This window comes from Paraburkholderia sp. GAS333 (assembly GCF_050435665.1).
Classification (GTDB): domain Bacteria; phylum Pseudomonadota; class Gammaproteobacteria; order Burkholderiales; family Burkholderiaceae; genus Paraburkholderia; species Paraburkholderia fungorum_A.
The window spans coordinates 371,051-391,647 of sequence record NZ_JBNDKS010000003.1; the positions used below are offsets into that span (position 1 = coordinate 371,051).

A 20,597-nucleotide genomic window follows, 5' to 3' on the forward strand; every position below is an offset into this window, starting at 1 on the left:
CGAGGCTCACGAGTTCTTGCCCGCTGCTTTGGTGCGCGACTGCGTTTGCGCTTCAGTCTGTGGCTGCGTTGCTTTCGGCGCTGGCGCTGGCGCTGGCGTTTGCGTTTGCGCGAGCGGCGCGCTGTCGGGGTCCTGATCGGCTGTCATCGGCACCATATGGGCGCGCACCGCATCGCCCGGACGCACGCGCTGAATACCGTTGACGACGATCCGGTCGGAGGCCTTCAGCCCGCCCTTCACGACGCGAAGATTGCCCTGCATGTCGCCGACGGCCACTTCGCGATACACGACGTGATTGTTCTGATCGACCACCAGCACGAACTTCTTGTCCTGATCGGTGCCGACCGCTGCGTCGTCGATCAACAGTGCCGCATGCGGCGCGCTGCCGCCCACTTTCACCCGTGCATAGAGGCCGGGAATCAACGCTCCGTCTTCGTTATCGAAACGCGCGCGCACGCGGATCGTGCCCGACGACGTATCGAGACGGTTATCCACCGACTCGATCGTGCCGCTGCGCGAGTAACCGCTTTCGTCCGCGAGACCGAGTTCGACCGGCACCTTGCTGCCGTCTTTCGCGCGGCTCAGGTATTGCAGATACGTTTGTTCGTCCGCGTCGAACGATGCGTAGATCGGCGATACCGACACGAGCGTGGTCAACGGCGTCGAGTTCGCCCCTGCCGAGACCACGTTGCCCACCGTGATTTCCGCGCGCGACACGCGGCCCGCAACCGGCGCGACAATCTTCGTGTAGCCAAGATTGATGCGCGCGGTTTCGACCGCGGCCTGTGCGGCCTTCAGGTTCGCGCTCGCCTCGCGGGCGGCGTTCTGCTTCTCGTCATAATCCCGTTTGGCGATGGCGTTATCGGCGATCAATCGCTGCGCGCGCTCCCAGTCGCTCTGCGTATAACCGGTGCGCGCCTGCGCGGCAGCGAGTTGCGCTTCGGCGCGATCCACTTCGGCGGCATACGGACGCGGGTCGATCACGAACAGCGTGTCGCCCTTCTTCACCAGCGCGCCGTCCTTGAAGTTGACCGAGACGATCGTGCCCGGCACCTGCGAACGAACGTCCACTTTTTCGACCGCTTCGAGACGGCCCGAATAGCTCTGCCAGTCGGTGATGGTTTTCTGCACCACGGTGGCCACATCGACTTCGGGCACGATGGTCGGTGCGGCAGGCGAGCTTGCATCGACGCGAATCGCGCCGAATGTGCCCAACCCGGCCACGACGACCACGGCTAGCGCGGCAATCGCCACACGGCGACGGGAAAGAGGAAGGATAGTCATGAGAAGCTCCCGGTATCGTTGATTGAATTTCTGTTTATGTCGGTTTCAGCGATGGGCGCGCGCGTCGAATCGCCACTGAAAAAAGCGCACCGCTTCCTGCAAAGCGGGCGGATGATCGGCGAGCGCGGCGTGCGAAACGCTCGGATAGCGGACCACCTGGGTCAGCACACCCGCGTCGATCAGACTGCTCGCGTATTTCTCCGCTTCCACATGCAGCACGTCGTTTTGCGCCGTCGCGATCAGCGTGGCGGGCAAGCCCGCAAGCCGCGCCGACTCGAGCGGAGCGGCATACGGATGCATGCGTTGCGACGCTTGCGGCAGATACGCGCGATAACACGCCGCGCACTCTTTTGCGGTGATATCCGAGCCCAAACGCTTTTCGTCGCCGAGACGTGTGAGGCTTGGGTCGAGCATTGGGCCGAATAACGCTTGCGCTGAAATCTGCACATCGCCGCGATCTCGCGCGATAAAAGCGAGGCAGTTAGCCAGTTGCCCGCCCGCGTCGTGGCCCGCTACGCCAACCTTCCGGCTATTGCCGCCAAAGGCACGGGCGCGCGTCTGCACCCACAATGCAGCGCGATGTGCGTCCTCCGGCGCGGCCGGAAACGGAAACTGCGGCGCAAGCGAATAACCCACCGACACGACTAATGCCGGTAAGTGTTCTGCGAAATAGCGCGCGGCATAGTCGGCCTGATCGATCGAGCCCTTGGTGAAGCCGCCGCCGTGGAAATAAAGCAGTACAGGCAGTGCGGTTTTCTTCGCCTGCCGGTACAAACGCAACGTAATGTCCTGCGCGTGCCCTTCAATCTGCACGTCAGTGACGTCGAGAGCCGTGTCATCAGCCTCTGACAACCCGCCGTCGGCGGGCACAAAGGAGTACGGCGGTTTAAATGCATCCATGTCGAGCCGCGCAATGCGCATAGAACTTCAATGGTGCGAATTGTGGGTTCGGCAGAGCCTTAAATAAATGCCTATAATCCGTCATCACAATTCGGCGCCTCTGAACAATCGAGTGTGATTGCTCTGCGGATTCTCATTCCGCCCGATGCGCCCGCCCCTTTCTGGAGGTTTGCAATGGACCGGCTTCAGGCCATGCAAGTGTTCACGCGCGTCGTCGACACCAATAGCTTTACCCGTGCAGCAGAAACGCTCGACCTGCCGCGCGCATCCGTCACCACGATCATTCAGAATCTCGAAGCGTTCCTCGGCACGCGTCTGATGCACCGGACCACGCGGCGTTTGTCGCTGACACCGGACGGCGCCGCTTATTACGAACGCTGCGTGCGCATCCTCGCGGACGTCGAAGAGACCGAAGCCAGTTTTCAGAGCGGCAATAAGAAGCCGCACGGCAAGCTGCGCATCGACATGCCGGGGTCGATTGGCCGCCTGCTGGTGATTCCTTCGCTGTGTGAATTCCACACGCGCTACCCGGATATCGATCTGCAACTCGGCTTGTCGGACCGGCCGGTGGATCTGTTGCAGGAAGGCGTGGACTGCGTGGTGCGCGTCGGCGCGCTACAGGATTCGTCGCTGGTGGCGCGGCGTATCGGCCTGTTCGAAGGCGTGACCTGCGCGGCGCCAGACTACATCGAACGCGCCGGCATACCGACCTCACTCGAAGACCTGGAGAATCACAAGGCGGTCAATTACTTCTCGAGCCGCACAGGCCGGACGATCGACTGGGCCTTTATGGTGGAAGGCAAAGAGGTTGAAGTGAAGATGAAGAGCATCGTGTCGGTGAACGATGCAGACGCGTATGTGACTTGCGGCGTGGAGGGCTTCGGCCTGATTCAGCCGGCGCTCTTCATGGTGCTGCCGCATTTGCGTTCGGGTCAGTTGGTCGAAGTGTTACCGGAACTGAAACCGCTGCCGATGCCCATTTCCGCGGTCTATCCACACAGTCGCCATCTGTCGCCGAAAGTCCGTGTTTTCGTAGACTGGATCGCGGAGTTGTTCGACCGCTGCCCACTGCTCAGCGGGCGCGGCAGCCTCGACGCAACCTGCACGAAACGTACTTTCGAAGAACGCGAGTCCGCTCCAATGCTCGATACGCCGGTGATTACCGAATGGGTTGCATAAGGATCTGAAGTCTTTGCGAATAGAAGTACAGAATCTGGAACAGTGAATTCCAACCGCGGCTCTAATGCTGCGTTTGGCCCGGTTTTAAAGGCTATTTCCATCATTGTTCCGGATTCGCGACAATTCATTTCGCGATTCCGCGATTTATCCGCTCGGCGTCAAAGTCTACATTTCACCCTGTCGCAGCACCCCACGTGCTGCAAACGAATCGACAGGAGTGAATCATGAAACGCAATCTCTTAGCTGGCCTGGCTCTTTCGCTGATCATCAGCGCACCGGCATTTGCACAAGGTGGCGGCGGAATTGGCCGTGCAGGTACTTACGAAACGGCGCCTACGCCGAGCACGACCGTGAAGACTCGCGCGGAAGTCAAAGCCGAAATCGTCGAAGCGTATCGCGACGGCTCGCTGCCTTCGCTGAATCGCACGTCGTACCCGAACAAAGGCCTGATCGGTCAAACGCAGGCTGCACGCATTGCTTTGCAGGAAGGCAATAGCAGCGACGTCACGCGCGTCGCCAACGGTCAATAAAATGCAGTCAAGCGACGACGCCACAATGATTCGGTTTCCAAAAGAAATAATCATTGCGGCGCCATTCATGCACTCTTCAAAAAGGAGCACATCATGACGCCATCCGAACTGGATGACTGGGATAGCGATATCCCGGTATGGACGCCGTACCGCGCACCGCAACATTGAGCGCGAAATTCGGCAGGTGTTGTTGTAGCTATGTGCCCGCAGGGTTTTTGCTGCGGGCACATTTGCTATCAGGAAGCCGTGACGACTCGCCGCTCAACGTTTCGGCACGCCTTCACGCCAATCGCTCCAATGAGTTGTAATGTCCTGCACCAGCGGATTGCCGGTGCGGAACAGGTTTTCGATCGCGATCGTGAAGCCGCCTTGCGCGGCATAGTTGAGCAGATTGTCCGAGCTGGTCTGTCCATCGTAGGGGCGGTCGAAATCGGAACCGGCCCGCAGCACCGCGACGCGATTCAAATCGACCTTATGCACCGACGCCGCGCGTTTTAGCGCTTCGTAGGTTGCGTTGTCTTCCTGCTGCGTCGTGCAATAAACGCCTTTTCCGTCGGTCAGAATTTTTGTCCAGTCGCGTGCTCGCTGACCCAGCAAGGTGCCCGACCACCACGTGTCGCCAGCCAGCGTGTCGCATTGAATCACCGTTGGTGGACGATTGGCCGGCGCATAAGAGTATTTTGCCCGCGCGGCCTGCGCCTGCGCGTCATCGGATAATGTCACGCTGTGAGACAACGCAAATGCGGTATTGGCCAGACGCGTATTCAACTGGAACACTTCGGTGCGATAGTCGAGTGGCGGCTTGTCCGTGGGGCTCGTCGTGTTGATGCCCAGATAGCCCGTATTCCAGTTCGACGGAATCTCGCGTCCATCTATTTCCCACTGAATCCCGAAGTCGACCAGATAATTCGCCCACGCGGCTGACCCCACCGTGCCCTGCTGCGGATCGATCCCGGCAATACCCGCCACCATGAAGTACGTATGCCGTAAATCGAACACCGGCGAAAACGTCAGCGCCATGATCGAGGCAGCGGCGTTGGTATGGCCCATGCCGGTGGTCATCACGCAGACTTCCTGCTTGTTGCAGTGGACGGTCGGATAATCCGGCGACAGTCCGTCCACGGTGATTTCGCGCCATGGCCCTAGGCGGTCGAGCCACACTTGCCCCTCGGGGCCGAACATCGAAATAATCATTACCTTGACGGGCTGCCCATGCGAATCGCCGTTGCCGCGCGAGAAACCGTCGTTGTCGTCGGCACTGGCCGGTCCTGAAGAAAAAGCCGCGCAAGCCGCGAGTGCCGTGGCGCAGAAAACACCGAGTGAGCGAGTCAGCATCATGATCTTCCTCTTTGCTTGTGATGCAGGTTGGGAAAGAGTGCTGCTTTCAAACCGAAAGAAGTATAGGTGCGAAGAAATTATTTGCCACGCCGTTGCGCACCATTTCCCGTTTTGCATGCGAATTCCGCTGTCACGTTAGTAAGCCGGCTCACGACGCGATTCGCAGCGTTTCCCTATAATCGAAAACTCGCAGCACGCACCGCCTTTGTGCAGTTCTCAACAGGAGCACCACGATGGACTATGTGAAACTCGGCCGCACCGGTCTCGACGTATCGCGTCTTTGCCTCGGTTGCATGAGCTACGGGGCGCCCGCGCGCGGCCCGCATCCCTGGTCGCTCGACGACGAAGCCTCGCGTCCTTTCATCAAGCAGGCGCTCGATCACGGCATCAATTTTTTCGACACTGCGAATGTCTATTCGGACGGCACCAGTGAAGAGATTGTGGGTCGCGCGTTGAAAGATTTTGCGAAGCGCGATGAGATCGTGCTGGCCACCAAGGTGCATGGCCGCATGCATGCCGGTCCGAACGGTGCGGGGCTGTCGCGCAAGGCGATCCTGTCGGAAATCGATCAGAGCCTGAAGCGTCTCGGTACGGATTATGTCGACCTGTACCAGATCCATCGCTGGGATTACACCACGCCGATCGAAGAAACCATGGAGGCGCTGCACGATGTCGTGCGGGCCGGCAAGGCCCGTTATATCGGTGCGTCGTCGATGTACGCGTGGCAGTTCTCCAAAGCGCTGCACGTCGCCGAGCGCAACGGCTGGACGCGCTTCGTGACGATGCAGAACTATGTGAACCTGCTATATCGCGAGGAAGAGCGTGAGATGCTGCCGCTGTGCGAAAGCGAAGGTATCGGCGTGATTCCGTGGAGTCCGCTTGCTCGCGGACGTTTGACGCGCGACTGGAACACCGAAAGCGCGCGTTCCGAAACCGACGAATTCGGTCGCACGCTTTACGCGCATACCGAGGACGCGGATCGTCAGATTGTTGAACGGGTCAGCGAGATCGCGAAGGAGCGTGGCGCGCCGCGTGCGCAGGTCGCGCTAGCGTGGGTATTACAGAAGAAGCCGATTACGTCGCCCATTGTCGGCGCGACCAAATTGCATCATCTGGATGACGCGGTGGCCGCGCTTTCGTTGAAGCTGAGCGATGAAGAAATCCGCAAGCTGGAAGAACTCTACGTACCGCATGCGGTGACCGGCTTTAAATAACCGGCCACGCCAGATTGAATGAACGACGCTGAGCGGGAGCCACTTCGGAATCCGCCAGCGTCGACCAATTCAAACGCGCGGCACATCGGGCTCGAAAAACACCCACCGCACCTGCGGAAACGTAGCCTGCAAATCCGCTTCGATCACATTGATCGCATCGATCATCGCGCGGCCGCTCGCGTAGTCGATCATCTCCGCCTGAACCGCCACCACCACGTGACGCCCCCACTGCAGCGTAATCATATTGATGATGCCGCGAATCTCCGTGCGTGCGCGCAAATGCGCTTCGATCGCGCTGCGCACTTCCGGGCTTGCCGATTCGCCGACGATCATCGACTTCACTTCTCGCGCCACCAGCCACGCAATCAACATCAGCAGAAGGCCGACGCCGATCGAACCCAATGCGTCATACACGGAATTGCCGGTGATCATCGTGAGCAGCACCGCGACGAATGCAATCGCGAGGCCCGCCAGTGCGGCGATATCTTCGCCCGCCACGACCAGCAGTTCCGACTCGCGCGTTTCGCGAAACCAGCGCCACATGCTTTTATCCGGATGCGTCTTGCGGATTTCCTTGATGGCGCCCCACAGCGACAACGCCTCGAGCACCACCGAAACGCCCAGCACCGCTAACGCCACATACGCATACTGCAACGGCTCGCGAGCGAATAGCCGATGCACGCCCTCATACACCGAAAACGCGCCGCCGACAAAGAACAGCAACAACGCAACCAGCAGCGAATAGAAGTTGATTTCGCGCCCGCTGCCCATCGGATGCAGCGGACTCGCCGGCTTGCGCGCTTCACGCAGACCGAACAGCAGGAGCAGTTGATTACCGCAATCGGCGGTCGAGTGGATCGCCTCGGCGAACATCGAACCGGAGCCGGTGAATGCAGCCGCCGCGAACTTGCAGATGGCGATACCGAGGTTGGCGGCGAGCGCATAGAAAATGGCTTTCGGCGATTCTTCTTTCATCGTCGGGAGGGTGTCCGGGAGTTTGCAAAATGCTTTCGGTTAGCAGGAACCCGTATTATGGGCACGCCGAACGCGATGCGTCCAACCCGGCCGTTGTACGCATCGCACGCATCTTCTTGCCCGTAAGCTGAGCCGCGCCTCCCCGCGCACTTGCTTCAGGCTCGTTCGAGCACCGCCATCTCCCGCACGATCACCAGCAGCATCGACAGACTCGCGCCTCCCGTCGCGCGCAAATCGGCCAGCAAGCGCGCATAGCGTTCGAGTTGCGCGGCACGTTTTTCGCGCCACGCTTCGACCAGTGCATCGGGTGTCGAAGCATCGTCGGCATCGGCGAGGGCGCTCGTGGTCAGCGCGCGTTTCAGCCGCGCGAGTTCGGCCAACGCCGACGCGCGCGCCAGCATGTCCCAATGCGTGGGCGCGGGCAATGCGGCTGCGCGCTCGCTGATCCAGCTGTAATTCAGCAACGTGCCAAGCTCGAAATACACGCCCGCGACGAGTTCGAGACTACGCCCGCAAGTCGATGCCACTTCGGCAATATCGAGCAATGCCGCCGATATCTCGCCGCTCGCGATCCGTACCGCGAGTTCGCTGTCTACGCCGGCATCGGCAAGCACACGTTGACGCTCGGACAACACCTCCAGATCGGCGGCCGGCAAAAGCGCGGGCCATTGCGGTGCAAGACGTTGCGCGGCATCGCGGCATCGCGCGAGCAGGCCCGCTACATCGTCGCCGACCGCGCCCGACTGCAATTGCCGCAGGAACCACAGCGCCGAGCGCTCGACCAGCCGCGCGACTTCGACGAACATGCGCGCCTGCACATCGTCGGCGACACGATTGTCGAGCGCGTCGATGCTGCGCCATACGTCGTCCAGATCGAACACGTCGCGCGCCATGATGCAGGCGCGAACAATATCGCCCGGCTGCGCATCGGTTTCCTCCATCAGCCGATGCACGAACTCGCAACCCACGCGATTCACCAGCGCATTCGTCAGGTGCGTCGCGAGAATTTCGCGGCGCAACGGGTGACGCTGCATCGGCTCACTGAAGCGCTGCCGCAGCGGCTTCGGGAAGTACTCGACCAGCATGTCGCTGACGAGCGGGTCTTCCGGCATCGACGAGTCGAGCAGCGCGTCGTATAGCCACATCTTGCTGTACGCGAGCAGCACCGCGCGTTCGGGCGTCGTCAGGCCTTGCTTTGCCGCCTGACGTTCGGCGACTTCGTCATCGGTCGGCAGGAATTCGATCACTCGATTCAGGCGTCCCGCGCGTTCGAGATAGCGCATCAGCCGCGCTTCGGCATCGAGTAATTCGACACCATAGCGGCCCGCAATCGACAGCGCCTGAGTCTGGTAGTAGTTGTCCTGCAACACGAGCAGCCCGACTTCGTCGGTCATTTCGGCGAGCAGTACATTGCGCTGTTTCCCGGTCATTTCTCCATCGGCGACGACCAGCCCGAGCAGAATCTTGATGTTCACTTCGTGGTCCGAGCAATCGACGCCCGCGGAGTTATCGATTGCATCGGTATTGATGCGGCCGCCGCGCTGCGCGAATTCAATGCGCCCGTGTTGCGTCAAACCGAGATTGCCGCCTTCGGCCACCACCTTGCAGCGCAGATCGGCGCCATTGACACGGATCGCATCGTTCGCTCGGTCGCCGACTTGCAGATGCGTCTCGCGGCTCGCTTTCACATAAGTACCGATGCCGCCGTTATAGAGCAGATCGACCGGCGCCTGCAAAATCGCACGCATCAATTCCGCCGGCGCGAGCGCAGGTGTGCCGATGCCGAGCACGGCCTGCACCGCGGGCGATAACGGAATCGTCTTCGCGCTGCGCGGAAACACGCCGCCGCCCGCCGAGATCAGCGACGGATCGTAATCGGCCCAACTCGATCGATCGAGATTGAAAAGCCGCGCACGCTCGGCAAGGCTGACTGCAGGATCGGGATTCGGATCGAGAAAAATATGCCGGTGATCAAACGCGGCCACGAGTTTGATATGCGGCGACAACAGCATGCCGTTGCCGAATACGTCGCCCGACATATCGCCCACGCCGACCACGGTGAAGTCCATCGTTTGCGTGTCGACGCTCATTTCGCGAAAGTGCCGCTTGACCGATTCCCACGCGCCGCGCGCGGTAATCGCCATTTTCTTGTGGTCGTAACCGACCGAGCCGCCCGACGCAAACGCATCGTCGAGCCAGAAACCGTATTCCTGCGAAATCGCGTTCGCGTAGTCGGAGAAGGTGGCCGTGCCTTTGTCGGCGGCGACCACGAGGTAGGGATCGTCGGGATCATGCCGCACCACGTCGGGCGGCGGCACGACGGTCGTGCCCGCGAGGTTGTCGGTCAGATCGAGCAGTCCGCGCAGGAACGTCTGATAGCACGCGACGCCTTCGCGCATCCACGCATCGCGCTCGCTTTGCGGCGGCGGATTCTTCACGACGAAGCCGCCCTTCGAGCCGACCGGCACGATCACCACGTTCTTCACCATCTGCGCTTTCATCAGGCCGAGCACTTCCGTGCGGAAATCTTCGCGCCGGTCCGACCAGCGCAATCCGCCACGCGCGACACGTCCGCCGCGCAGATGCACGCCCTCGACGCGCGGTGAATACACCCATATCTCGAACATCGGTTTGGGTTCGGGCAAACCGGGCACTTGCGACGGATCGAACTTGAACGACAGATACGGCTTCGGATGACCCTCTGCATCGTAGCGATAGTAATTCGTGCGCTTGGTCGCCTTGATGACGCCGAGGAACTGCCGCAGGATGCGGTCCTCGTCGAGATTGGGCACCTGATCGAGTGCGCTGTCGATCGTATGCAGCCAGCCGTCCACGCGTGCCTCGCGTGTGTCGCCGAACACCGGATCGAAGCGTGCGATAAACAGTTCGACCAGCATGCGCGCAATTGCCGGGTTGCCGGTCACCGCACGCTCGATATACGCATCGCTGAAGGTCGAGCCGACCTGACGCAAATACTTCGCATACGCGCGCAATATCGTCACCTCGCGCGCATTCAGTTGCGCGCGCAAGACGAGGCGATTGAAATCGTCGCTTTCAATTGCGCCGGTCCACACCTGCTCGAACGCTTCCTCGAACAGATCCTTGACGCGCTCTATGTCGAACTCTGCATCGTCCGCGAGTTCGAGGCCGAAGTCGTGAATCCACGCAGGCGTTGCATCCTGCGCTTCGATCAGATACGGCCGTTCTTCGTCGACCCGTACACCGAGATGTTCGAGCATCGGCAAACTGCGCGACAGCGCGATCGGCGAACCCGTGCGATACACCTTGAAGCGGAACGCACGCGGTCCCGATTCGATCGGGCGATACAGGTTCATTGCGAGCCGCTCGCTGCCCTGCACGCGTTCGATCAATTCGATATCGCGCACCGCCGTGCGAGCCGGATAATCGTCGCGATATCCGGCGGGAAACGAGTCGCCATAAAGTTGCAGCAGACGATTGCCGTGTTCTTCGCCGTACGAATCGAGCAACGCGTCCGCGAGATCGTCCTGCCAGCGGCGCGACACCTGCACGAGTCGCGCTTCGAGTTCGCGCGTATCGACATCGGGCATGCCGCCAGGCTTCGCATGCACGACGAAGTGAATGCGCGCGAGCGTCGATTCCGACAGCAGCGGCGTGAACTCGACGCTCTCTCCGTTGAACGCGTCGGCGAGAAGATTGGCGATACGTTGCCGCAGATCGGTGTTGTACTTATCGCGCGGCACGAACACGAGACACGACACGAAGCGGTCGAAACGATCGCGCCGCACGAACAGGCGCGTGCGCTGATGCTCCTGCAAACGCAGCACCCCTAGCGCGATGTCGTAGAGCTGATCTTCGTCGGCCTGAAACAGTTCGTCTCGCGGATAGGTTTCGAGCACGGTCACCAGCGATTTCGCCAGATGACCTTTTGGCAGGAAACCAGCCCGTCTCACGATATTCGCGCATTTGCGCCGCACGATCGGAATTTCCGCCGCCGACACGAAATACGCGGTGGACGTATAGAGCCCGATGAAGCGCCGTTCGCCGGTCACCTTGCCGTCCGCGCCGGTCAGCTTGATGCCGACGTAATCCAGATAGCCGGGCCGGTGCACGGTAGCCCGCGCGTTGGCCTTGGTGAGAAAGATCGGCGACGCGCTCGCGATCACCTGCGCCGCGGCGGGCGGCAACGCGGTGACCTCGGTCGCGCCGGTGGGACGCAATGCGTCGCGCAGAATGCCGAGCCCGGAGCCGGGCACCGCGCGCAATCCATAGCCGCCGTCGTGCTGCACGAGATCGTAGTCGCGCTGGCCGAGAAAGGTGAAATGATCGGCCACCATCCATTCGAGGAAGGCGCGTGCTTCCACGCCATCCGGCCCCGCTTCGGCGGCCTTCATGTTCCGGCTGGTCGCGCGCGCGAGTTCGACGATCTTCGGCCAGTCCTCCACCGCCGCGCGCACGTCGCCCAGCACCTTCGCGATGTCGTCGCGCAACGCGTCGAGCTTTGCGGCGTCGCCGCAACGATCCACTTCGAAATGAATAAACGATGTCAGATGCGAGCGCGTGTCGGCGGCATCTTCGGAGCCCTGACTGACGCGCTCGATACTGCCGTCCGCACCGCGCCAGATGCGGAACACCGGATGCACGACCGAATGCAGCGCGAGTCCTTGTCCGTTGACCGCCATCGACACGGAATCGACCAGAAACGGCATGTCGTCGTTGACGATCTCGATCACCGTGTGATCGGAATGCCAGCCGTGCTGTTCGAGGATCGGGTTATACACGCGCAACCGTTGCGCGCCGGGCACGAAGCGCTGCGCGGTTTGCCAGTGCGCGAGCGCCGCGCCGTAAAGATCGGCGATGGAGCGGCTTTGCAGATCGTCGGCATCGACGAAATCGTAGTAGTGCCGCAGAAAGGGCTCGACGACGTTGAAGGTCGGCTCGGGCAGCCGCCCGCGCGCAAATTCGACGACATCGTTCAGCAAGTGCGTGACGGCTTCTTCGTTCTTGGCTTGCATGATCAACTCCACGGCGGGTGGCTATGGCGAGTACGGCCTGATTCGCATGCATCGTCTGAACGGGATTATGCGCCTGCTGTCCGCCATGCGACCGCAGCACTCTGCCAGGTTATACCCGCTGAAGGTGGCCGTGCCGTGACCGCGTGACGACCCGGCCGAGCCGCCTAGCTCACGTGTCCAGGCGCAGCTTTCGCCGGTGCATCGGAGAGCCATGCGTGGAGTTGCTCAGCGGTCCACGCCGGATCGTCGTGCGGCAGGTCGTGACCGGCCCACGGATGCTCGCGATGCCGGGCGCTCCACGCCGCTGCGAGTTTCGCCGAGCACGCCGGATCGACCAGTTTGTCGGCACGGGAAGAGAGAATCAGCAGCGGGCACGACGGTTGCGACGAAGTCGCCGCAAAGCGCGCGGCGGCCCACAACTGCCGCCATGCATTGCCACGGCTCACGGGCGCGCTGCGGCGAATTTCGCTCCACGTGTCGAGATCGGCGTTCAAGGTGCCGGTTTCATTGCACGTCAGACGATGAATCTCACGCTCCGCGCGCGGCGCGTCGCGCCAGTGGGCCGCGATATCGACGAGGCCCAGCCACGCCGACGGGCGCAGCCGTTCCTGCATACGGCTGAAAGGCCGCATGCTGGTGTTGATCAACACCAGCCGTTCGATCTCGCCGGGAAAGCGTTGCGCCCAGTCGGTCGCGACCATGCCGCCGAGCGACATCGCCAGCACGCAATATGGGCCGCGCACATTCATTTGCACCGCAGCATCGCGGACAAAATCGACCATCCCCGCTACGTTGGACGGCGCGCGCAAGTGTGCGAATTCGCCATTGCCGGGAAGGTCGAGCAGCAGCAACCGGTCGCCGCCGACCGCTTCACGCAACACCTCAGGCAGGCGTCCCCAATGACGCGTTTCGCGCGTCAGTCCGCGCAGCAGAATCCACGTACTCATGCGACCACCGGGCTGTACCAGTGGTCGATTGCGCTTTGCAGCAGTTGCTCGCGGCGATGGCCCAGCGGCAACCAGCGCTGCGATGAAAACGCCGCGCGCGCCAGAAAGTCGAGCAGATTCGCGTGACGCCGCAACACGCGCTCGGTACGGTGCGCCTTGACCGGATTGAACATGCCCTGCCGCGAGAACAATTGGCGCGGGTTCTTCTTGATCCACAGCCACGAGCCGAGTTCGAGCGTCATCGGCAGGAAGATGTTGTCGGCGGGGGCGCGGTCGTACGCGAAATCCCAAAGATCGCCGTGCAGCAGGTACTGATGGCTCTGCGGTTCGAACGCGTAGCCGTGATGCGGATGCGCACGCTCGAACATGGTTTTCAGCACGTACATTTCCGGCAGATGCGGCATCAGCTTGCGGGTGCGCGCGTACGGAAACCAGATGCTGTCGCGCCAGCCGTAGCCCGAGTGGCAATCGAGCGCGATGCTCAACGGGCGCGTGTTCAATTGCGTTTCGACCACCTGCAGGAGCGCCGCGGCCTCCGCTTCCATCGGACCGCCTTCGCGGCCGCGATACCACGGCAGCCACGCGCCCACGCGCTGGCCGCCCGCAAGCAGCGGCACGCGTTCGTCGGCGTTCTGCGGCGCGTTGCGCATCAGATCGACGCCGTTCGGATTGGCGCGCGTGGACGCCCACATGCCGCCCGGATTGACGATCGGCACGAAGATCAGCCGGATCGATTGCAGTTGCCGCACCAGCAGTTCGTCCCATTCGAGGCGGGCGAGCAGCGCGCGCATGTAATCGAGCACGAGTTGCGAGCCAATCCGCTCCAGTCCGTGGATGCCGCCGAAAAAGCCGATAGCCGGCGCGAGCGGATCGGTCGAACCGATGCTCGCGGTATAGACGGCGAAATTCCGGCCGCGCACCGACGTTTCGCAGGCGGTGTGGATTTCAAAGCTGGCGCTGCCCTGGTCGAGGATCGCTTTGAGATCTTCGTACTCTGCAAAACTGTCGGGGAGAAAGCTCAAAGGCTTCATGACAACATCGCAAGGAATGGCACGATTATTAGGGGCTGCATGCTGGATCACGCAATATAGCCTGGCTGCGGGCGATCATGCCTGATGGCTTGCGGCCGCGTAAATCGCGTCACGAGGACGTCATTTTTTGTTCGAAAACCTGACTTCTTTCTGCCTCGCTGACGACTCTAAAAAGACACAAAAGATGCCGCCAGCCGCAGGGCCGAAGTTCGTGGCGAGGACTTCAAAAATCCCGTCAGACCTAGTGTCCTGAGATTTTCTACACACCACAAATTGCCGTTTTTCGCCACATAAAGCCCCTTCAATCTAGTCGCCCACTCCCTCGCGCCCGCCATCCGCTGGAATAATCACGGCCTTGCCGCTTATGGCCGCCCACTTTCCTCCGGTCGTCGATGGAATCCCTTGTCGTCCTGTTAGTCCTGCTTTCCGCCCTCCTTCACGCCACCTGGAACGCATTCCTGCATCTGTCCGAAGACCGGGTCTGGCTGCTCGGCATGATGGCGATTCCGTATATCGCCGTCAGCGCCGTCGGTGTGATCGTGCTGCCGATGCCCGCGCCCGCTGCGTGGCCTTACATCATCGCGTCGGTGGTGCTGGAGTTCGGCTATCTGCTGGCGTTGATCCGCGCATACAAAAGCGGCGACTTCGGGCAGATCTATCCGATCGCGCGCGGTCTCTCGCCGATGCTGGTGTTCGCCGGCGCGTTGGTGTTCGCGCACGAAGCGCTCAAGCCGCTCGCGGCGGTCGGCGTGGCGCTGGTGTCGCTCGGTATCGTGTCGCTGGCGTTTCGCCGGGGCATGCGCTTTTCCGGCGAAAGCGTGCCGTTCGCGCTGCTGACGGGCCTGTTCATCTCAGCGTATTCGGTGGTGGACGGAATCGGCGCGCGCGTCGCAGGCAACGGGCTCAGCTACATCATGTGGGTCTATCTGATCTGGAATATCCCGCAGTTTCTGCTCGCGTGGCACTGGCGCGGCGGAGCCAGGGGACTTTTCATCGGACGTGCGGTGGTGCTCAAGGGGATCGCGGCGGGCGTGCTGGCACTCAGCGCGTATTGCCTGATTATCGAGGCGTACCGCTATCTGCCGATTGCGACGGTGTCCGCGCTGCGCGAGATGAGTTCGATCTTCGCGGTGCTGATCGGCTGGCTGTTCATGCGCGAAAAATTGACGCCACGGCGGATCGTCGCGTGCGCGCTGGTGACGCTGGGCGCGGTGCTGATCCGCATCTGAATCGACGCCCTGCGAACGCTCAAAGCTTTGAATCTGCGGTGGCCGGTTTCTCCGTGGTCGGCAATTCGAAGCGGAACGCCGTACCCGTGCCGTCGCGATCGAGCAGGCGTATCTGGCTGCGATGCAGTTGCAGCATCCGCTGCACGATCAGCAGACCGAGCCCGCCGCCGCGATGCCCACCGCTCAAACTGAACGGCCGCTCGAACAACCCTTCGCGCAGTTCCACCGGAATGCCCGGCCCGGTATCGCTGACGGTGACCGACACCTTGCCGTCCTCGCTCGCCAGATCGACGTCGATGGCGCCGTCGCGCGGTGTGTGGCGAATCGCGTTGTCGAGCAGGTTGGTCAGCACGCGTTCGATCATCCCCAGATCGGCGCATACGCTCGGCAAACGCGGCGGAATACCCGCGCGCAACTGGATATGCCGAGCCTCGGCCGGCAACTCGAACTTCTGGAACACGTCCTGCACGAGATCGACCAGCGAGAACTGCTCGAACACCGGCTGCACGTTGCCGTGTTCGAGCCGCGCCAGTTCGAATAGCGACTGCGCGAGCCGCCCCACCTTGACGCTTTGCGCGAGCGCGATCGCCAGATAACGCGAGCGCTCGGTCTCGCCGAGCGTGCCGGCCTTCAGCGACAACGTTTCCAGATAACCGTGCAGCGACGTCAGCGGCGTGCGCAGGTCGTGCGAAATATTGGCGATCAGTTCGCGCCGCTGCTGATCCTGACGCGTCAGCGCGCGCCATTGTTCGCCGATCCGCTTCGCCATCTGCGCGAACGTGGCCTCCAGCACCGCGATTTCGTCGCGCCGCCCGGCGGGCGCGGAGCGCGGCACGCTCGGCTGCGTGTCGGGCTCGCCTTCCGCATCGAAGCGGCGCATCGCGTCGGTGAGACGGCGCAGCGGACGCGTGATCAGACCGAACGCGGTCAGACCGGCGAGCAACCCCAGCAACGCAACCAGCGCCATCGACCACAACGTGGTGCGCAACACCGAACTGGCGGCCACGCGTGCGGCGAGCGCATCGTGCTCTTCGCCGAGCAGCACCACGTAGATATAACCGGACGGCGGCTGACCGTTGGTCTGCAACGGCGCGGCGCTGAACACCTTCCTGCCGTCGAGGCTGCGCGGGTCGTCGCCGAGAATCGGCAGCGCGTCGCCCGCGATGAAACGCCGGATCGGCGCGAGGTCCACCTGTTCGCGCTTGACGTGACCGGCGGGAGCGTCGTCGCCCTGAATGCGGCCTTGATTGTCGAGCAGATACACCTCGACGCTCGGATTAACCATCATCAACTGGCCGAACAGCTGACGCACCGCGTCGGGCCGCAAACCGTTCGCGTCCATCAGCGTGGTGCGGTGCGCGATGTGGTCGGCGAGGTTCTTCGACAGGTTCTGCACGACTTCCATTTCGTGCAGATCGCTGGAGCGGATTTGCAGCCACGCCGACGCGCCGCAGCATGCGAGCAGCAACGCGGAAAAGACGAGCGAGAGCCGCTGGGTCAGCGTGAGGTTCACGGCGCGTCCTTGTGAGCAGAGGCCGGTGCGGGCGTTTCGCCGGGCACGGCCAGCTTGTAGCCGCGTCCCCAGACCGTGAGGATGCGCTCGGGCTGCGCCGGATCGGCCTCGATCTTCGCGCGCAGCCGGTTGATGTGCGTGTTGACCGTGTGCTCGTAGCCTTCGTGCTGATAACCCCACACCGCGTTGAGCAGGTCCATCCGCGAAAAGACCTTGCCGGGATGCTGCGCGAAGTAGTACAGCAGGTCGAATTCGCGCGGTGTCAGTTCAATCGGCGAGCCGTCCACCGCGGCTTCGCGCGTCAGCGGATCGATCTTCAGACCGGCGATGTGCAGACTGCCAGCGTCGATCCGCGAATCTTTCGCCATGGCCTCGACGCGCCGCAGCAAGGCCTTGACCCGCGCCACCAGTTCGAGCACCGAAAACGGCTTCGCGAGGTAATCGTCGGCGCCGAGTTCGAGGCCGAGAATCCGGTGGACTTCGCTCGACCGCGCGCTGGTGATGATGATCGGCGTGTAACGCGTCATCGCCCGGGCGCGGCGGCAGATTTCCAGACCGTCGACGCCCGGCAGCATCAGGTCGAGGATCAGCGCGTCCCAGCCACCCTGCTCCAGCAGCCGCAAACCTTCGTTGCCGTCGGCGCTGTGCACGACTTCATAGCGCTCGTCGCGCAGATGCAGGCTCAGCACGTTGGCGATGTCGACGTCGTCTTCGACGATCAGGATGCGCTTCGGATGGTCCATGGAGGGCGTGGGTTGGTGTGTTCTCGGGTGGCTCTACGAAGGCGGCGCACGGGCCAAAACCGGCTCCCGCCGCCCCGCACCGAAGCCTCATTGTGCAAAATTTTCACTGCGCCAGTTATCACATTTAATTTAACTTTTCGTGAGGACTTCGGGATCGGGCGCATCCTACGATGACGCCACTTTCCGCAACATCGACAGTCGAGGGGCACATCATGCAACGCAGAAGGCGCTTCCTTTTATCCGCATTTTCCGGCGCGGCGGCGCTTGCCGCGCTGACGGCCACGGGCCGCTGGCGCGCACTCGCCGCCACGCCCGCCGATGCTGCCAAACCCGGCGAGCATTTCCCGTTCACCCGCACCGACGAGCAATGGCGCAAGTCGCTGACGGCGGACCAGTATGCCGTACTGCGGCAGGAAGGCACGGAGCGTCCGTACACCAGCCCGCTGAACAACGAGCACCGCGTGGGCACGTTCGCCTGCGCGGGATGCCAGCTCGATGTTTTCCCGTCGCGCACGAAGTTCGACAGTCACACCGGCTGGCCGAGTTTCTGGGCGCCGCTCGATCACGCAGTGGCGACCCGCTCGGACAGTTCGTTCGCGATGTCGCGCACGGAAGTGCATTGCGTGCGCTGCGGCGGCCACCTCGGCCATGTGTTCGATGACGGCCCGCAACCGACCGGCCTGCGCTACTGCATGAACGGCGTCGCGATGACCTTCACGCCTGCCTGAGCCCGCTCAAACCTGCCTGACACGCTTACGACGCTCAACCCCGAATCCATTCAAACGCGAATTCAAACAAAACGCCCGGAACCGACATGCTACTCATCGTCCTCGCCTATCTTGGCGGCGCCCTCACGATCCTCAGTCCGTGCATTCTGCCCGTGCTGCCCTTCGTGTTCGCGCGCGCCGATCAGCCATTCGTGCGCAGCGGCTTGCCGCTGCTCGCAGGCATGGCGCTCACGTTCGCGCTGGTCGCGACGCTGGCCGCGGTCGGCGGCGGCTGGGTCACGCAGGCCAATCAGTATGGCCGCTGGCTCGCCATCGTCTTGCTGGCCGTGTTCGGATTGACGCTGCTGCTGCCGCGTTTCGCCGATCACCTGATGCGCCCGTTCGTCAGCGCCGGTAACCGGCTGTCGAATTTCGCGCAGGGTGACGGGCAGCAGGTGCGCGCGGGCTCGTCGTTTCTGCTCGGCATCGCGACGGGGCTGCTGTGGGCCCCGTGCGCCGGTCCGATTCTCGGGCTCGTGCTGACGGGCGCCGCGCTGCGCGGCGCGAGCGTCGGCACGACCTTGCTGCTGGCGGCTTATGCGGCGGGTGCGGCGACGTCGCTGGCGGTGGCGTTGCTGATCGGCGGAAAGGTGTTCACGGCAATGAAGCGCTCGCTCGGTGCGGGTGAGTGGATCCGGCGCGGGATTGGCGCGGCGATGCTGCTCGGCGTCGTCGCGATTTCGCTCGGGCTCGATACCGGCGTGCTGGCGCGGGTGTCGACGGTGGCGACCGGCGGGCTCGAACAGAAGCTGGTCGACCGGTTTGCGCCGTCATCCTCCCCAAGTCAGCCCGCGGTTGCAAGCAGTTCGATCGACACCTCCGGCAACGGCGCGATGATGGCCGCCAACCCGGCCGCTGCCGGCCAGAACGCGATGGTGGCCTCCGGCTCGATGATGCGCGCCGCCGCCAACACGGCAAATCAGGCGCCGGCGCTGCCCGTCGAAGGTCAATTGCCGTCGCTGAACGGCGCGGTCCAGTGGCTGAACTCGCCGCCGCTGACCACCCAGGATTTGCGCGGCAAGGTCGTGCTGGTCGATTTCTGGACGTACTCGTGCATCAACTGTCTGCGGTCGCTGCCGTACGTCAAGGCGTGGGCGCAGAAGTACAAGGATCAGGGGCTCGTGGTGATCGGCGTACATGCACCCGAGTTCGCGTTCGAGCGCAATATCGACAACGTGAAGAAGGCCACGCACGACCTCGGCGTCGACTATCCGGTCGCGATCGACAACAACTACGCAATCTGGCGCGCGCTGAACAACCAGTACTGGCCGGCCCACTATTTCGTCGATGCGAAAGGACAGATCCGTTACCACCATTTCGGCGAAGGCGATTACGCGGAATCGGAAAAAGTGATCCAGCAACTGCTTGCCGAAGCCGGTCACGCGGATGCCTCGAAGGTCGCGCTCGGCATTTCCGCGACGAGTGCGCAAGGCGTGCAGGCCGCCGCCGACGGCGCGGACATGCAATCGCCGGAGACCTATATCGGCTACCAGCGCGCGGAAAACTTCGCGTCGCCGGGCGGTGAAACGCCGGACAAGGTGCACACGTACGCCGCGCCTGCCCAGCCGGCGGTCAACGACTGGGGGCTGGCCGGTTCGTGGAAGGTCGGCGCGGAGCACGCGAATCTCGCGGCGGCGTCGGGCCGCATCGTCTACCGCTTTCATGCGCGCGATCTGCACCTCGTGCTGGGTCCGGGCGACGACGGCAAGCCGGTGCGGTTTCGCGTCAGCGTGGACGGCAAGGCACCCGGCGCGGCCCACGGCACCGACGTCGCCGCCGACGGCAGCGGCGTGGTCACAGAGCAGCGTCTGTATCAACTCGTGCGGCAAACGGGCGACGTCGCGGATCACACGTTCTCGATCGAATTTCTCGATCCCGGCGTGCAGGCCTACGCATTCACGTTCGGCTGATGCAGCGCGTGAAGCATCCAATGTGCAACGTGAAGTGAATCAA

General features: G+C 62.5%; 15 protein-coding genes. 6 read left to right on the forward strand and 9 right to left on the reverse strand.

The window, feature by feature from the left end:
* Window positions 1-6: 6 nt before the first annotated feature.
* Both ABH945_RS17460 and ABH945_RS17465 read right to left on the reverse strand, forming a co-directional pair.
* Window positions 7-1,284, reverse strand: coding sequence for an efflux RND transporter periplasmic adaptor subunit (locus ABH945_RS17460; protein ID WP_429251326.1), 1,278 nt, complete (start codon window positions 1,282-1,284; stop codon window positions 7-9).
* 45 nt (window positions 1,285-1,329) lie between these two features.
* A complete protein-coding gene (locus ABH945_RS17465) occupies window positions 1,330-2,184 on the reverse strand; it encodes an alpha/beta hydrolase (RefSeq protein ID WP_074771172.1) in 855 nt (284 codons plus the stop codon).
* 174 nt (window positions 2,185-2,358) lie between these two features.
* Between ABH945_RS17465 and ABH945_RS17470 the strand changes: the two genes are divergently transcribed.
* Together ABH945_RS17470 and ABH945_RS17475 are read left to right on the forward strand one after the other, a co-directional pair.
* Window positions 2,359-3,363: a LysR family transcriptional regulator gene (locus ABH945_RS17470; protein WP_074769749.1), complete on the forward strand. Its 1,005-nt coding sequence runs from the start codon at window positions 2,359-2,361 to the stop codon at window positions 3,361-3,363.
* Window positions 3,364-3,587: 224 nt separating this feature from the next.
* Entirely contained in the window at window positions 3,588-3,893 is a 306-nt protein-coding gene (locus ABH945_RS17475) for a DUF4148 domain-containing protein (RefSeq protein ID WP_429251327.1), read from the forward strand.
* Window positions 3,894-4,154: 261 nt separating this feature from the next.
* Here the strand turns inward: ABH945_RS17475 and ABH945_RS17480 are convergent, their stop codons facing one another.
* Entirely contained in the window at window positions 4,155-5,228 is a 1,074-nt protein-coding gene (locus ABH945_RS17480; protein ID WP_074769753.1) for a purine-nucleoside phosphorylase, read from the reverse strand.
* A gap of 236 nt (window positions 5,229-5,464) precedes the next feature.
* On the opposite strand from ABH945_RS17480, the gene ABH945_RS17485 reads away from it, so the two are divergent.
* Complete coding sequence (locus tag ABH945_RS17485) at window positions 5,465-6,445, forward strand: aldo/keto reductase (protein WP_429251328.1); 981 nt, start codon at window positions 5,465-5,467, stop codon at window positions 6,443-6,445.
* A 69-nt stretch (window positions 6,446-6,514) separates the two neighbouring features.
* On the opposite strand, the gene ABH945_RS17490 is transcribed toward ABH945_RS17485, so the two are convergent.
* From ABH945_RS17490 to ABH945_RS17505, 4 genes are all read right to left on the reverse strand, one after another.
* On the reverse strand, window positions 6,515-7,420 hold the full coding sequence (locus ABH945_RS17490; RefSeq protein WP_074769757.1) for a cation diffusion facilitator family transporter: 906 nt from the start codon (window positions 7,418-7,420) through the stop codon (window positions 6,515-6,517).
* A gap of 155 nt (window positions 7,421-7,575) precedes the next feature.
* Window positions 7,576-12,414 (reverse strand): NAD-glutamate dehydrogenase, encoded by a 4,839-nt coding sequence (locus ABH945_RS17495; RefSeq protein WP_429251329.1) that lies wholly within the window; start codon window positions 12,412-12,414, stop codon window positions 7,576-7,578.
* Window positions 12,415-12,578: 164 nt separating this feature from the next.
* Window positions 12,579-13,361, reverse strand: a complete 783-nt coding sequence (locus ABH945_RS17500; protein WP_429251330.1) for an alpha/beta fold hydrolase — start codon at window positions 13,359-13,361, stop codon at window positions 12,579-12,581.
* Window positions 13,358-14,392, reverse strand: coding sequence for a M14 family zinc carboxypeptidase (locus tag ABH945_RS17505; RefSeq protein ID WP_074769763.1), 1,035 nt, complete (start codon window positions 14,390-14,392; stop codon window positions 13,358-13,360). Before ABH945_RS17505 ends, ABH945_RS17500 begins: the two co-directional genes overlap by 4 nt.
* A gap of 392 nt (window positions 14,393-14,784) precedes the next feature.
* Here ABH945_RS17505 and ABH945_RS17510 point away from each other — a divergent pair, with 392 nt between their 5' ends.
* Window positions 14,785-15,621 carry a DMT family transporter gene (locus ABH945_RS17510; protein ID WP_074769765.1) on the forward strand — a complete coding sequence of 279 codons (837 nt, stop codon included), beginning with the start codon at window positions 14,785-14,787 and terminating at the stop codon, window positions 15,619-15,621.
* A 19-nt stretch (window positions 15,622-15,640) separates the two neighbouring features.
* On the opposite strand, the gene ABH945_RS17515 is transcribed toward ABH945_RS17510, so the two are convergent.
* Together ABH945_RS17515 and ABH945_RS17520 are read right to left on the reverse strand one after the other, a co-directional pair.
* Window positions 15,641-17,134 (reverse strand): sensor histidine kinase, encoded by a 1,494-nt coding sequence (locus tag ABH945_RS17515; protein WP_074769767.1) that lies wholly within the window; start codon window positions 17,132-17,134, stop codon window positions 15,641-15,643.
* Window positions 17,131-17,877, reverse strand: coding sequence for a response regulator transcription factor (locus tag ABH945_RS17520; RefSeq protein WP_074769769.1), 747 nt, complete (start codon window positions 17,875-17,877; stop codon window positions 17,131-17,133). Before ABH945_RS17520 ends, ABH945_RS17515 begins: the two co-directional genes overlap by 4 nt.
* A 212-nt stretch (window positions 17,878-18,089) precedes the next feature.
* On the opposite strand from ABH945_RS17520, the gene msrB reads away from it, so the two are divergent.
* Together msrB and ABH945_RS17530 are read left to right on the forward strand one after the other, a co-directional pair.
* Window positions 18,090-18,605 (forward strand): peptide-methionine (R)-S-oxide reductase MsrB, encoded by a 516-nt coding sequence (gene msrB / locus ABH945_RS17525; RefSeq protein WP_074769771.1) that lies wholly within the window; start codon window positions 18,090-18,092, stop codon window positions 18,603-18,605.
* A gap of 86 nt (window positions 18,606-18,691) precedes the next feature.
* Window positions 18,692-20,554: a cytochrome c biogenesis protein DipZ gene (locus ABH945_RS17530; RefSeq protein ID WP_429251331.1), complete on the forward strand. Its 1,863-nt coding sequence runs from the start codon at window positions 18,692-18,694 to the stop codon at window positions 20,552-20,554.
* Window positions 20,555-20,597: the final 43 nt, after the last annotated feature.